Origin of the sequence: Bacillus sp. FSL K6-0268 (assembly GCF_038005425.1) — a bacterium.
In the GTDB taxonomy this organism is placed as follows: Bacteria; Bacillota; Bacilli; order Bacillales; family Bacillaceae_G; genus Bacillus_A; species Bacillus_A thuringiensis_S.
In genome coordinates this window covers 4695508-4709981 of the sequence record NZ_JBBOTF010000001.1, presented here as the reverse complement: position 1 = coordinate 4709981, position 14474 = coordinate 4695508, and the positions used below count along the sequence as shown (strand labels likewise).

Sequence of the window (14474 nt, the reverse complement as noted above, 5' to 3'; positions counted from 1 at the left end):
CTCTCCCTTATTCTCCTAAAAACCATTCCGGGATTTTTTCTTCTAACTTACGAAGAGCACGACCACGGTGGCTAATAGCATTTTTCTCATCTGAACTTAATTCCGCCATTGCTTTTTTGTATTCTTCCACATAAAAGATCGGATCGTATCCAAAACCATTTTCTCCGCGGCTTTGTTCTAAAATAAATCCTTCACATGTCCCATTTACAATGACAGGCTTTTTATCACCTTCAGGGAAAGCAACTGCTAATGCACAATAGAAACGTGCTTTACGCTTTTCAAAGTCAATGCCATTTAATTCTTGTAACACTTTATCGATATTTGCTTGATCATTTTTCGGTTCACCAGCAAAACGCGCTGAATACACTCCTGGTTTTCCGTTTAAAGCATCTACAATAAGACCCGAATCATCCGCAATTACGATCGAATTCAGCTGTCTACTCAAACTATCCGCTTTTAAGATCGCATTTTCTTCAAATGTTTCACCTGTTTCTTCAACTTCTTCAATATGAGGAAAATCGTGTAATGATTTTACTTCTAAATCAAATCGCTCAAATAACTCAGCAAACTCACGTACTTTACCCATATTTTTTGTCGCTACAACAACTTGTTTCATACTTTCCACCTCTACTCTATATGAGATACGATGTCGCCTAAAGCTTCTTTTTGCATATCAATCAGTTGGAAAATGCCTTTTTCCGCAGCATCAAGTAGTTCATTTAACTGCGCTCTACTAAACGTCGCTTCTTCTCCAGTTCCTTGCACTTCAACAAATTGGCCTTTTCCAGTCATAATCACGTTCATATCAACGTCTGCTTTAGAATCTTCTGCATAGTTTAAATCTAAAACAACACCTTGCTCTTCAACAATCCCTACTGACGTTGCTGCTAAATAGTCTTTTACTGGAATTTTAGATACTTTTTCTGCTTGTAATAACTTCTCAAAAGCTAGTACCATCGCTACATATGCACCTGTAATAGACGCTGTTCTCGTTCCACCATCTGCTTGGATAACATCACAGTCAATCCAAACTGTTCTCTCGCCAAGCGCTTCTAAATCAACTACCGCACGTAATGCTCGTCCAATTAGACGCTGAATTTCCATTGTACGTCCTGTTACTTTCCCTTTGCTTGACTCTCTAATTGTACGTTGTTCTGTTGCACGCGGAATCATCGCGTATTCAGCTGTTACCCAGCCCTTTCCTTCTCCACGCATAAACGGTGGTACACGCTCTTCAATTGTCGCTGAGCAAATCACCTTTGTATCCCCAACTTCAATTAATACAGATCCCTCTGGATGTTTTAAATAATTCGTATGAATATGTATATGGCGTAATTCTGTTTTCTCTCTACCATCTACTCGCATAAAAATAACCTCCTCTTAATTACTACTCGTTAGTATAGCCAATTTTAAATGTATGATATGTATACAATAAAAGAAGGAGAACCCAAAAAGCAATTCTCCTTTCTTACTTAAGTATATCAAATTATTCAAGATTAAAAACTACCTGTATTCACGTTTTCTGGACGATCTACAGGTTTTATTAACTTTCCGCCCTTTTCATCTATAAGATTTGCTTTTCCATTCACTTCAATAGAAACATTTTTCACACCTTTCTTTTCTGTTAAAGATAAAACTAACGACTTCAATACGTAATTTGAAATCATATTTTTATCTGGGTTTACAAATATATTTTCATTAAAGTTTAATGTAAGATTTCCGTCTTGTAATTTCGGATTCGTAATAAGCTTAACGCCTGGATTAAAATCATTCAGGAGCGATTGATGAATCGGACCTTTTACAAGCTCATCTATAATTGCTGCATAATCATTTTCTTTTCCTTCAGCAACGCGGCGCGTTACTGGTACGTAATATTGCTGTTTATTATTATTTTGCGCCATAAAATACAGTGTGACTGGTTTTGTATTTGTTACATCTGCTACTTGTTCATCATCGAAGTTAATACCATTTGCACGGCTCACTCCTTCACCAAGCGGTGTACCAGCAACCGGCATCTTCGCCAATTTCTCACCATTTATTTGGAACTGCACTTGTTTTATCTCTGTAAATTGCGTCAACGTCCACGCTATAGATTCAATGATTTGACGCTCTTCTTCTTTCGCATAGTTTTTCATTTCTTTAGAGAAATCAATAACTGCCGTCCCGTCCTTTTTCAAATCTAAAGTCATCGTTGTATTCGCCGGAATGACTGCACGAAACCCATTCGGTAATAAATTCGTTACCGGTCCATCTTTCACAAGGTATTCTAACGTTTGCTTCACAGTCTCATTTGCTTTCGGAGTAGGTATAGCTAACGTTTGTGGTACAACATAACCATTTTTATCAACAAGGTATAGTTCTCTATTTACCATTTGCCCTTGCTTATCTTTTTTAGCTACTTCTTTCTTCCCACCCTCTGTATACGTAACTTGTTTTGGCGGATCAATTTGTTCAGTTGCTTTCTCCTGATTTATAAAGCCACACCCTGTTAGTAAAACAGCGCTCACAGTAGCACCAACAACCCATTTAAAAGTGGATTTAGGCATGCCATTCCCCCCTAAAATCTAAGTTTGTACTATTATGTATACGAGCCGTTTCACATTTTAGAACAAGCTGTGCCTCTTATATAGTGAAACTTTAATCAGTGGGAGTTTTGTTCATCCCCCACATAACTTCTTTTCTTCCGCTGAATTTTGAGGTGGGGGTCTTACTGCCCGGAAAATAGCGGGATAAACAAAAACTCCTGATTTCTCAGGAGCTTACTTATATGAATTCTACTATTATTCTTTTTCTAAATGAATATGCTTCACATTTTCAATCGGTTGACCGAACCATTTTGATGCAATTTCTTTAAACAAGCCTATTTTTCCTGTTGTTAAGAAGAGATGATCGCTTTGTTCTTCTCCTTCATTCAACATTTTACTATGATATAAGATTGTACTTACTTCACGTGCTGTTTCATCACCAGAACTAATTAGTTGTACTTTATCTCCCATTACTTTTTTAATAACAGGTCCTAAAATCGGATAATGTGTACACCCTAATATAAGGGTATCAATATCGGTACTTTTCAGTGGTTGCAGCGTTTCTCTTACAACTTCGTACGCCATTTCACTTTCGAAATTCCCACTCTCTACAAGTTCAACGAAAGGTGGACAAGCTAAACTTTCTACCATAACACGGTTATTAATAGACTTTAACGCCTCTTCGTATGCACCACTTTTCACAGTTCCAATCGTTCCAATAATCCCAACATGATACGTGTTTGTCACTTTTAAAGCTGTACGTGATCCTGGGTGAATAACTCCCACTACTGGAATTGGTAATTGTTTTTGCATCTCTTCTAATACAACCGCAGTTGCTGTATTACACGCAATAACTAACATTTTAATATTTAAATCTAGTAAATGCTCCGTCATTTCCCACGTAAATTGACGTACTTCTTCTCGAGAACGTGGACCATAAGGACAACGTGCTGTATCTCCTAAATATATGATACGCTCTTTCGGCAACTGACGAATTAATTCCTTCGCTACTGTTAAACCGCCAACTCCTGAATCGATAACACCGATTGCTCTATTCAACTTCATCACCCATTTTCTCATTCATCATCTTTTATGTTTATCATTATATTTTACACACTTTAAGTTCGCTCACTTCAAATGCTTCTGTATGAAAATTTTCATTTGCCCATGTATAGACTAGGACCTTTTTTATTTTGCTCCTTTTTTTCATAATTTGCAAGATAGAAAAATAACCGACCTTCTATAAGAAAGTCGGTTTCTTCTATATAAAGTGCATATTCATTGATCCATCTTTTTTTGAAAAGAAGACATTCCCATTAATAAGACGAAATGAACAGAAATTAAAATGACGATCAAAATAAAATTCAATCGATAACTATTTGTAGATTCCATAATTTTGCTCGCTACAGCTGGTCCGAATGCCATACCGAAAAAGTTAATTAAATTATATAAACCAAGGCCAACTCCAACTTTAGCTGGATTTAATGTTTTCGGAATAAATGTGTTTAATGATACTTGAATTGCCGAATAACTCATAAATGTTAAAATAACCGCAAATAAAATAAAGAGTAAGTTCCCGTCTGGAATAATCCCTAAAATTAAAAAGCCAATGATCATAACTACAGACGCTACATACATCATCCTCACATTCCCAAACGCAGGAATAATCTTTCCGGTAATAAAACTAGATACAATACCAAAGAGAGATGCAACAAACAATACAATTCCAATAACGAACGGAGACAATCCGTGCCCTCTTCCTAACAGTAATGGTAATAATAATAAACTAGCACATAACGCCACATTAATGATAAATCCGACCGCTATTAAACGCAGTAATGGTTTATTTGTAAACAACTCAATATCAATAAACGGCGACTCTGCTCTCTTCATATGAGCCTTGAATAAAAATAGGAAAGCAACAGATAACAAAAAAAGCCAACTATTAATATTCACTCCTAATAAAACGGTCGTAATCAATACAAATAATAAAACTGCTCCAATGAAATCCAAGTGAAACACTTCATCGGTATGTTGCACCTCTTCTGGCATAAATTTTACGAGCAAGAAAATACCAACCATTGAAATAACCATAAATAAAAATAAATACGGCCACCCTAACGTATTTGTAATTGCCCCACCAACTAAAGGTCCAATACCAACTGCTAATGCAATAGAAGAACTAATCATTGCTAACGCACCCGGTTTTTTAGTTGGAGCAACTAATTTCGCCACCGCAATCATACTAAGCGCAATAAACGCTGCTCCTCCGCTCGCCTGCACTAACCTTGCGAAAATGATAATCTCATAAGATTGATTCAAAAAACCAACAATAGAACCCGCTACAAATATGATAATAGAAATAATTAATAGCCTTTTTACACTGTAACGATCAGCCAGTTTTCCATATATCATCGAACCGATACCGACGACTAAAGAATACCCTACTACAACCCAACTTACTTTCAATTGACTAATTGATAAATCATTGGCAATATCCTCTAGCGCTACATTAAATAACACAGCGTTCATCGGTCCTAACAAAACAATAAAACATAATGTAAAAACAAACCATTTCGAATGGTTACTTATATCTTTCCCCATGTGTAACACTCTCCTGATTGCAATTTTAAAACTGTCAAACTATAGATAAAAAAATGAAGTTATTTAAATGTTGTATCACCACTAAACAACTTCATTAAATGTATAAAAGGTATTACCTTATCGCGCGATAAAGTGAAACTTTAACCAGCCCTCATCAATCGGACTTTTACGGGCAGTTGATCCCCCACCTAACTTCTTTGCTTCCGCTGAATTTTGAGGTGGGGGTCTTACTGCCCGGAAAATAGCGGGGTAAATTGAATTCGACACGAAACAAGAATGTTGTTCGATATTCATGGAACTATCATAGTTTCAGCATTACAGTTTGTCAACGAAAAATATACAAAATAAACTAATTTAGTCTTTTTAGTTTACTTTGTTCGAAATTTATTATACACTAATTTCGAATCCGATATGAAAAGGACTGGCATGATTATTCAAATTTGCATTTTTTAACTTAATAAAACGAAACGAATACAGAACTTTTATATAGAAGAGACATTATAGGAGGATTATGATGAAGAAAAAAATGTTAGTTGTATTAACAAGTGTAGAAAAATATCCAAATTTAAATAGGGCTACCGGACTTTGGCTTGGTGAAGCTGTACATTTCGTAAAAAAAGTAGAAGAAGCGGGTTACGAAGTCGATTATGTCAGCCCACAAGGCGGTTATACACCAATTGATCCACATAGTTTAGCAATGGCGGAGAGCGTCGATTGGGAATGGTATCAAAAGAAAGAGTTTATGAATCGCCTCGGTTCTACAATGAAACCGAGTGAAGTGAATCCAGAAGACTACGCTGTTATTTATTACGCAGGTGGTCACGGGGTTATTTGGGACTTCCCAGAAAATAAACAACTTCAAAATATTTGCCGCAACATTTATGAAAACGGCGGAATTGTTTCTTCCGTTTGTCATGGAGCTGCTGGTTTATTTCATATTACATTAAGTAATGGGGATCGTTTAATTAGTGGTAAGAAGGTAACAGGCTTTTCAAATGAAGAAGAAAAATTAGCTGAATTAGATCAATTCGTTCCATTTTTAACAGAAGATGAACTCATTAAAAATGGAGGACTTTACGAAAAAGCCGCGCAACCGTGGGAAGCTTATGCTTTAGAAGATAATCGTGTTATCACTGGTCAAAACCCAGCTTCAGGTGGTCCAGTAGCCGAATTAGTATTAAAACAGTTGCAAAAATAATATGTACTAAAAAAGCAGATTTCCCTCTATTAAGGGAGATCTGCTTTTTTACGAAATCATTTGCAAAATAGCAATAACTTCTTTTTCAATTTCCGAATTATCAATTGCATCTATATACTCTGGTTTAAAAAGTTGATACTTCTTCAATTGATAAAAATCAAGTATCGCTTTCTTTAACGTAATATCGTACTGAATACAAAAAGAATGATCTATAATACGTCTTAACATCACATCATCTTGCACCATAAATAATTGTGCGTTCATCTTATTAAAGTAGCCTTGTTCCATACCCGCTTCAAAAAACATTTGCAAATTATGATTACGATTTTGTTGTGCAGCGACTAATTGATCTGACAAATGCGGATATGCTTCTTTCAAATCTTGCAAAAAAACATCCGAAATATATGTCACACATTTTAAAGAGTGGATAAACGTCTTTTGGAAACGTTCTGCAAAAGACATGCTTTCATCTTGATTATCCACATCACCTTCGAGTAGATAATTCATGAAATCCTCTACTACCGCCTCAATAATTTCATCTTTCGAAGAAAAACGTTTATATAAAGTAGCTTTACTAATATCCATATATTTCGCAATTTCATCTATTTTCAATTGGCTAAAACTCGTCTTTCTAATAACGGGCTTTATTTTATTAATATAAGTATTTGCACATGCGACTTTTCTCATTTAAAAGAGCCTCCCCTTTTGTCCATACAAAATAGTATAGCAAATTCACGAATGATTATAAATGAAGTTATTATACTTATTACGCCTTTTTAGTTTATTACATTTTCATATACTATACATAAAAAACTATAATCCATTATCACCAACTGGACGGTTACAAACCAATTTTGAGGGGGGAATTTTAGGATAAAGTGAAACTTTAATCAACCCTCACCAATTGGGCTTTTACGGGCTGCTCGGCAAATAGCGGGATAAAAATGCCCGCTACCTTTATGAGTAGCGAGCACCTTTTCTATAATTTATTTACAGCCCTTTTTATAGCCTTACCTATTTCCACGCTAGACTGTGGATTTTGTCCTGTAATTAAATGCCCATCTACTACCACATGCGGCGTAAAATTGGGAGCTACATAAAACAAAGCTCCTTCTTCTTTCAACTTACTTTCTAACAAAAACGGAACGCGCTTTTCTAAATGTACAGCTTTTTCTTCATCGTTTGTATAACCTGTTATACGCTTACCGGCAACAAAAAACGAGCTATCCTTATTTTTCACACCGACAAAGGAACTTACTCCGTGACAAACAGCCGCTACAATCCGGTTATCGTTATACATATTCTCAATTAAATTTGCTACATATGGATTACCTGGAAAATCTACAATCGCCCCGTGGCCACCACCAAATAAAACCGCATCATAATCCGAGAAATGAACATTTGAAATCGGCCTCGTATTTTGCAATAAAGAAGCTACATGCTTGAATTCACGAGGTATACCATTCGGAATAGACACTCTATCTATAGGTACTCTCCCGCCTTTTATTGACACAATATCAACATCAAACTTAGCCTTTTTAAATAAATGATAAGGAGCTGCGAGCTCTTCAAGCCACAAACCAGTCGGGTGTCCATTCATATCATGAGCACTTGTTGAAACTAACAGTATCCTTTTCAACTTATCCCCTCCTTATTACCTATTTATGTATGGAGTGTTCTTATCATTCATATAGCAAGTGAAGCAAACAAAAAAATAGCCGACTCTTTGTATAAAAGTCGGCTGCTTTCTTATAGTTCGAGCTCTCCCATACGAAGAAGCTCCACAACTGCTTGTGAACGTCCTTTAACCCCTAGCTTTTGCATTGCGTTTGAGATGTGGTTGCGAACTGTCTTTTCACTTATAAAAAGTTCACCTGCAATTTCCTTCGTTGTTTTATCTTGAACCAGTAATTCAAATACTTCTCTTTCTCTCTTTGTGAGTAAAGGTTTAGATTGATACGCTTTTTCCTTCAACTGGTATAACCCTCCTTGCTTAAGCCAGAGCTGTGTATGTGTAAGTTGGGTGTTTATTTAGTCAAGATATTGTATGAACGAAATGTGCAGGTGGTGAATGAAAATGGGCTTTATTTCCTATGTTATTTTAGACTTTTATACAGTGCGTACACTCTTTTTATCCACTTACTTTCCAGCGCACCATATTTGTTCTAGCAATATACTTACAACCGTACCTACAAATAAACCATTACCGAATATATATTGCATAACAGACGGCAAGGATTGGAGTGCTCCAGACGGTAAAAACATAACGCCACTTCCAAATAATACTGCCACTCCTAAAATCGTTACATTCCTTTCACTCATCGGCACTTGTTTTATATTATTAAATCCAATTCCAATTAATTGTACGAACGAAGCCATTAAAACAGCCGATGCGACAGCCGATGGTAAAGATGCTAAGTAACGAATAATACTTGGAAAAAGAGACATTACGACTAGTAACGCACATGCCATTAAGAACGATCGTATATATTTTTGTTTTGTTAAGCGTATAAATCCTGCCGTTGCTGGTAACGGAACGATACCTACAGTTGAAAATACGGAGGAAATGATATGCGAAATCCCTCCAACCCACGTACCATCCTTCAACTGTTTTTGTTCAATAGTTGCTTTATGAATGGTAGCTTGATTAATCGCTATAATAGCTGCCACTGTATTTGAAACTAAAATACATACCATAACGAAACTGGATACTGCCATACCAGTATTCCATTTTGGAAGTCCCCAAGCAAACATTTGTGGAAGTTGTACAAAATGAGTTACTTGAGATGGAACCGTCACTTTTCCTGCAATGAGAAAAATAATCCACCCGCTAATTAATCCTATTAAAACTGCATAACTTTTGATAAAACCTCTTCCAAAATTAGACAGTATAATAACGAACAAAAATATACTAAACGCAATTATCGCTGTAAATCCATCGATTTGAGAAATAGTAGCTGTAATTCCTAGCATTCCTTTTAAAAATACACCACTTAATTGTAAACATAATAAAAGTAAAAACGTCCCTGTCACAACTGGCGTAAATAAAAATAAAATACGTCCTATAAAACCAGTTACTCCTAATCCTATTAAAATAACACCGGAGATTATCATTCCTAACTCTAAAATTTGCAGTGTACTATGCAATTGATCTTGTCCGGCAGTTGCATAAGCAAGTACTGTAAATACACCAACCCAAGATCCAGCTGGTCCATCCGCAATTGGAAGTCTATGCCCAATCCATCCTTGTAAGAAAGAAGATATACCAACTACAAAAAACGTACGCTGCATTAAATAAAATATTTCTTCCGTCGTAAAATGAAATAATCCACCAACGACAATTGGTAGTGCGATTGAATTTGCTAATAGAAATATAAACCATTGCAAAGTTCCCATAATATGATTTTGGTTATGTTGATTGTCCAAAATGTCCATCCCTTCTAGCTTTCCTATAAAAAATATATTGTAAGAATAAAAAAGAAGAGTTCTATATTCACAATTAGAACCCTCCCCAAGGTATTTAAACGATTCTTCTACACAAGATTATTGAATTCCAGCTCATTTAAGCTTCCAACAACAATATTTCCTTTATACACGACTAAACTTTTTTCTGTTTGGCGTGCTACCGCTTCAGCAGTGCATGTCGCATTTGTCAAAACAAAGCTCGCTTCATCCCCTACATTCGGCCATACCCGCTTCCCTTCATTATTTAACGTTTCTTTTCCTCCCGTAATAAAGCGAATTGCTTTTCCTAAAGACCTTTCGTCACTCCATCCAAAACGCTCTGCTAATCGATTTGCCTTTTGAAGCATATCACCTGTTCCAAACGGTGACCAATGATCTGTAATACTATCATTTCCTAATGAAACTTTAACACCTTTTTTATCTAATAACGGAATTGGAATTACTTGTTTACCAATTGGTACTGTTGAAGTAATATCAATATTTACAGCTGCGAGTCTTTCTGCCACTTCTTCAGCCTCTTTATCAGTAACACCACCAAGTCCAAGTGCATGACTAATTGTTACACGCCCTCGCCACCCTGCTTCTTCTGTTAAACTTGCCAATCTCTTCATCGTAAACGTTCCAAGATTATTCTCATCGTGTAAATGAATATCAACATCCGCATTAAATTCTACTGCGATATCCATAATTGTATGTAATGATTTTTCAATATCATTATCCACTGTAGCTGGATCTACTCCTCCGACTAGATGAGCACCCATACGCATCGCATCTTTCACGAGTTGCACAGAATTACTGCGCAATAATCCATGTTGCGGAAACGCAACAATTCTACTAGACACTCGATTTTTATATGTTTCTAATGCCGCTAACGTCGCCTCCAAATTACCAAGTCCAATAATCGGATCAACATTACAATGCGTTCTAATATTCGTTGCACCATTTTGCAGTAGTAACTCTAGCATATTTTCCGCTCTATCTTGAGCAGTTGCTAATTGCTTTAGTAAAATTTTTTCTTCTTCATTAAAACGTGTAAAAATACTTTCTGCTGGCTTACAAGCTTTCCAGGGGCCACTATAATATGTTTTATCAATGTGAATGTGCATCTCTTCGAAAGCTGGCAACATCAATAAGTGCTTAGCATCAAGCATTACTATATCTTCTTCTTGAACAACCCCTTCTATAATTTTTTTAATTCGTCCATCTTCAATGAGTAAACTACATAATTCTGTTTCTGTTCGCGAAATTCTCTCTTCTTCATATGTATACCTTGATTCAAGCATTACATTAGTCAACCAATATACTGTCATCCCTATTTCCCCACCCTTTATTAAAAATCACCTCATAACTACAAGTTTAATATCCACTGAAAATTAAGACAATTAATATGATCGTCTCTCAAAAAAAAATGTAATACAACCCCATAGTCTTCTCATAAATTTCCATATAGAATAAAAGTATGCAGTTTGATATAAAAAGGAGTTGATTGGAATATGTCAAAAAAGTTATGTAAATCCGAAACTGATAAAATGCTATTTGGTATATGTGGTGGTTTAGGAGAATATTTTGATATTAGCTCTACTCTTATTCGTATCATTTGGGTTATTGCTGTTTTATGTTTTGGGACAGGATTTTTAGTTTATTTCATTTGTTTATTACTTATGCCACGTTCGTACTAATGGTATCATTTCATATACTTAAGAAGAGCAAATCACCTATAGAATTCTATAGGTGATTTTTTCATGAAGAATATTTCATCGTTAAATGTAATACCGCCACTTCTTCTTCTTCATTTTTATAAACATGCTTCTTATTCGCTTCAAATTGGATGGAATCAAACTCATTTAATTCGTATACATCATTCTCCACTTGAATAGACACTTTCCCTTTCATTATCGTTACAAGCTCAATCGCACCTTCATGATGAGCTTCTGGTTCATATATACTATTTGATCGTAAACAAGCACGGTGCATTTCCATCCCTGTTTCTTTCGTATAACGGAACATCGTTTCTAAATGCCACGCTTGTCCTTCATCTACTGCAAATCCTTCTCCACAGCGCGCAACAGCTACAGGTTCTCCAACAACCATCAATCTGGATAAAGGAATTGATAACCCTTTCGTTATTTTCCAAATGACAGCTAGCGTCGGATTTGTTTCCCCTCTTTCAATTTTTCCTAATGTTAATTTACTTACTCCTGTTTTATGAGCTAATTCTTCTAAACTTAATTTCTGTTCATTTCGAATTTGTCTCAATAACTGTCCAACTTGTTGAATGACTTCTTTCGTTTGTATATCTTCATTTTCTTTCATATATAAAACCACCTTAAAGTATAAAATAGTTTACTTTTATTTAATTAAAGTATATCATACTATACATAATTATTTATTTTCGAAAGGAGTGCTATACTTTATGCGCGCAATTTTATTAGGTCTTTTATCATCTGCCTTTTTTTCTGCAACCTTTATTATTAATAGAGCAATGAATGTATCTGGAACGAGCTGGGCTTGGACAGCTTCCTTCCGTTTTTTATTTGCTCTTCCTATTTTATTCCTTATCGTTTTATTTCGCAAAAACTTTAGGGGATTATGGGAAGAATTAAAAAAACATCCATTAGCATGGATCGGATGGGGTTCCGTTGCAGGTATTGGTTTTTATTCTTTATTAAGTTTCGCAGCTGTCTTTTCTCCAGCTTGGCTCGTTGCTGGAACTTGGCAAGTTACGATTTTAGCTGGTTTACTACTATCACCACTATTTTTCGTGAAAATAGAAACAAAATCAGGTACGAAACTTGTACGTGGAAAAATTCCACTTCGTAGCTTATATGTTGCATTATTTATTTTACTTGGTGTAATTTGTATGCAAGCAACTGCAGCAGGCCATATTACAATGACTCAGTTCATTTCAGGTTTTTTACCTGTCGTATTAGCCGCTTTCTTATATCCGTTCGGTAACCGAAAAATGATGGAACTTGTTGGCGGACGCCTTGATACGTTCCAACGTGTATTAGGAATGGCTATTGGAAGTCTTCCTATAACAATTTTGCTTGGTGTATATGGATTTTCTACTACTGGCATTCCAACATCCAGCCAAATGCTTCAAGGGCTTTTATTAGCATTATGTTCCGGCGTTATTGCAACGATGACATTTTTCTTTGCTACTGACTTAGCAAAAGATAACCTCGCCTTACTCGGGGCAGTTGAAGCAACACAAGCTGGAACGATGGTATTTACCGTGCTTGGCGAAATCATTTTCTTAAATGGTTCATTCCCTGGAGGACTTTCCCTCATTGGAATGATTATTATTATGTTAGGAATGGTTGCAAATAGTATTTTAAACCGTTCTGTTCCAGTCGTTAAACAGAAAAAATCAGCATAAAAAAAGGGTATGGTTCTATAGAGATGAACCATACCCTTTTTTATTGTCCCCCTATTTCGCCTTATCAGAATAGTACTTCATTGGCTGTTTATACTAAAACTTATGTTATAATACGTTTCATGCGCATTAATAGGAGGTAAATTATGTTAAAAAAAGCAATCGCTGAATTTATTGGTACATTTGTACTTGTATTATTCGGAACTGGAGTAGCTGTCACTGGCGGCGGAATTGAAGGAATTGGAACATTAGGAATCGCTATGGCTTTCGGTCTATCTATTGTAGCTATGGCATATAGCATCGGAACAATTTCTGGATGTCACATTAACCCAGCAGTATCAATAGCTATGTTCATCAACAAACGAATGAACGCTATGGAACTTTGTTATTATGTATTAGCTCAAATTTTAGGTGGTTTATTAGGAACTGCAACGTTAGTAACAATTTTAAAATCTGCTAAAACACCTTTAGATAATTTAGGACAAAATGGTTTCGGAACTCTTGGTTTATCTGGAGCATTTTTAGTTGAGTTCATTTTAACTTTCGTATTCATTTTAGTTATCGTCGCTGTAACAGGTAAAAAAGGCAGTTCTTCTTTAGCGGGACTAGTAATTGGTTTCACATTAGTTTTAATTCACTTATTAGGAATTCCGTTAACTGGAACATCTGTTAACCCAGCTCGTAGTATCGCACCAGCTTTATTTGTTGGTGGAGAAGCACTTTCTCAACTATGGGTATTCATCGTAGCACCAATTCTTGGTGGTATCTTCGCAGCTATCGTAGGTAAATTCATTTTAAATACTGAAAAATAGAATTTTCAATATTTCTGAATAAAAAAAGGCGAGCCCTCATTATGAGGAAGCTCGCTTTTTTATTCTTTCATTTTAGACTTTAAATTTGTAACTAATTGATCTACCGTTACATTTGCAAGTACGTTTTCCATCGCTTCTTGCGCTTGCATTAAAATAATTTCTAATACTGATTGAATATTAGCTCCTACTGGACATTCAATGTTGGGATTTTCATGGAAGGAAAATAGCTGTCCTTCTTCTACAACTTCCACTGCTTTATATACATCAAGTAATGTAATTTCTTCTAAATCTCGAGCAAGTGTCGTACCACCTTTACCAGCTTGTACATCAACAAGTCCTGCTCTCTTCAACATTCCTGTAATGCGACGAATCACAACTGGATTTGTATTCACACTACCGGCAATCCATTCAGAGGTACAGCGAGAGTTTCGATCTATCGCAAGTAATGTCAGCATATGAACACCTACTGTAAAACGACTACTAATCCCCATCTG

16 protein-coding genes are annotated in these 14474 nt (G+C 35.8%); 4 read left to right on the top strand and 12 right to left on the bottom strand.

The genetic code is table 11. The features are described from left to right. Nucleotides 1-7 precede the first annotated feature (7 nt). From MHI28_RS24545 to MHI28_RS24525, 5 genes are all read right to left on the bottom strand, one after another. Entirely contained in the window at nt 8-616 is a 609-nt protein-coding gene (locus MHI28_RS24545) for an XTP/dITP diphosphatase (protein ID WP_000815948.1), read from the bottom strand. A gap of 11 nt (nt 617-627) precedes the next feature. Then, nucleotides 628-1365, bottom strand: a complete 738-nt coding sequence (gene rph / locus MHI28_RS24540; protein WP_001261763.1) for a ribonuclease PH — start codon at nt 1363-1365, stop codon at nt 628-630. A gap of 131 nt (nt 1366-1496) precedes the next feature. Next, nucleotides 1497-2546, bottom strand: coding sequence for a spore germination protein GerM (gerM, locus tag MHI28_RS24535; protein ID WP_001126744.1), 1050 nt, complete (start codon nt 2544-2546; stop codon nt 1497-1499). A gap of 234 nt (nt 2547-2780) precedes the next feature. Then, complete coding sequence (gene racE, locus MHI28_RS24530) at nt 2781-3590, bottom strand: glutamate racemase (protein ID WP_000774005.1); 810 nt, start codon at nt 3588-3590, stop codon at nt 2781-2783. A gap of 213 nt (nt 3591-3803) precedes the next feature. After that, on the bottom strand, nt 3804-5129 hold the full coding sequence (locus MHI28_RS24525) for an MFS transporter (protein ID WP_000513860.1): 1326 nt from the start codon (nt 5127-5129) through the stop codon (nt 3804-3806). 514 nt (nt 5130-5643) lie between these two features. Between MHI28_RS24525 and MHI28_RS24520 the strand changes: the two genes are divergently transcribed. Continuing rightward, on the top strand, nt 5644-6327 hold the full coding sequence (locus MHI28_RS24520; protein ID WP_000728522.1) for a type 1 glutamine amidotransferase domain-containing protein: 684 nt from the start codon (nt 5644-5646) through the stop codon (nt 6325-6327). Between the two features lie 48 nt (nt 6328-6375). Here MHI28_RS24520 and MHI28_RS24515 read toward each other — a convergent pair whose 3' ends face one another. The 5 genes from MHI28_RS24515 to MHI28_RS24495 all read right to left on the bottom strand — a co-directional run bounded on the left by MHI28_RS24515 (nt 6376) and on the right by MHI28_RS24495 (nt 11102). Next, nucleotides 6376-7014, bottom strand: coding sequence for a TetR/AcrR family transcriptional regulator (locus tag MHI28_RS24515; protein WP_001233033.1), 639 nt, complete (start codon nt 7012-7014; stop codon nt 6376-6378). Between the two features lie 292 nt (nt 7015-7306). Then, complete coding sequence (locus MHI28_RS24510; RefSeq protein ID WP_044784586.1) at nt 7307-7927, bottom strand: type 1 glutamine amidotransferase domain-containing protein; 621 nt, start codon at nt 7925-7927, stop codon at nt 7307-7309. 149 nt (nt 7928-8076) lie between these two features. Further along, nucleotides 8077-8301 (bottom strand): spore germination transcription factor GerE, encoded by a 225-nt coding sequence (gene gerE / locus MHI28_RS24505; RefSeq protein WP_000659484.1) that lies wholly within the window; start codon nt 8299-8301, stop codon nt 8077-8079. 165 nt (nt 8302-8466) lie between these two features. Continuing rightward, on the bottom strand, nt 8467-9762 hold the full coding sequence (locus tag MHI28_RS24500; protein ID WP_002162482.1) for a purine/pyrimidine permease: 1296 nt from the start codon (nt 9760-9762) through the stop codon (nt 8467-8469). Nucleotides 9763-9860: 98 nt separating this feature from the next. Next, nucleotides 9861-11102 carry an amidohydrolase family protein gene (locus tag MHI28_RS24495; protein WP_000219573.1) on the bottom strand — a complete coding sequence of 414 codons (1242 nt, stop codon included), beginning with the start codon at nt 11100-11102 and terminating at the stop codon, nt 9861-9863. A 183-nt stretch (nt 11103-11285) separates the two neighbouring features. Between MHI28_RS24495 and MHI28_RS24490 the strand changes: the two genes are divergently transcribed. Continuing rightward, nucleotides 11286-11471 (top strand): PspC domain-containing protein, encoded by a 186-nt coding sequence (locus MHI28_RS24490; RefSeq protein WP_000038411.1) that lies wholly within the window; start codon nt 11286-11288, stop codon nt 11469-11471. A gap of 61 nt (nt 11472-11532) precedes the next feature. Here the strand turns inward: MHI28_RS24490 and MHI28_RS24485 are convergent, their stop codons facing one another. Then, nucleotides 11533-12105: a helix-turn-helix domain-containing protein gene (locus tag MHI28_RS24485; RefSeq protein WP_000661914.1), complete on the bottom strand. Its 573-nt coding sequence runs from the start codon at nt 12103-12105 to the stop codon at nt 11533-11535. Nucleotides 12106-12205: 100 nt separating this feature from the next. Here MHI28_RS24485 and MHI28_RS24480 point away from each other — a divergent pair, with 100 nt between their 5' ends. Beyond that, the gene (locus MHI28_RS24480) at nt 12206-13171 is read left to right on the top strand and encodes a DMT family transporter (RefSeq protein WP_001201632.1); all 966 of its coding nucleotides are present in this window, start codon (nt 12206-12208) and stop codon (nt 13169-13171) included. Between the two features lie 143 nt (nt 13172-13314). Further along, nucleotides 13315-13980 carry an aquaporin gene (locus tag MHI28_RS24475; protein ID WP_000913211.1) on the top strand — a complete coding sequence of 222 codons (666 nt, stop codon included), beginning with the start codon at nt 13315-13317 and terminating at the stop codon, nt 13978-13980. 59 nt (nt 13981-14039) lie between these two features. Here MHI28_RS24475 and MHI28_RS24470 read toward each other — a convergent pair whose 3' ends face one another. Beyond that, the gene (locus MHI28_RS24470) at nt 14040-14471 is read right to left on the bottom strand and encodes an Rrf2 family transcriptional regulator (RefSeq protein WP_000512998.1); all 432 of its coding nucleotides are present in this window, start codon (nt 14469-14471) and stop codon (nt 14040-14042) included. Between the last annotated feature and the right edge of the window lie 3 nt (nt 14472-14474).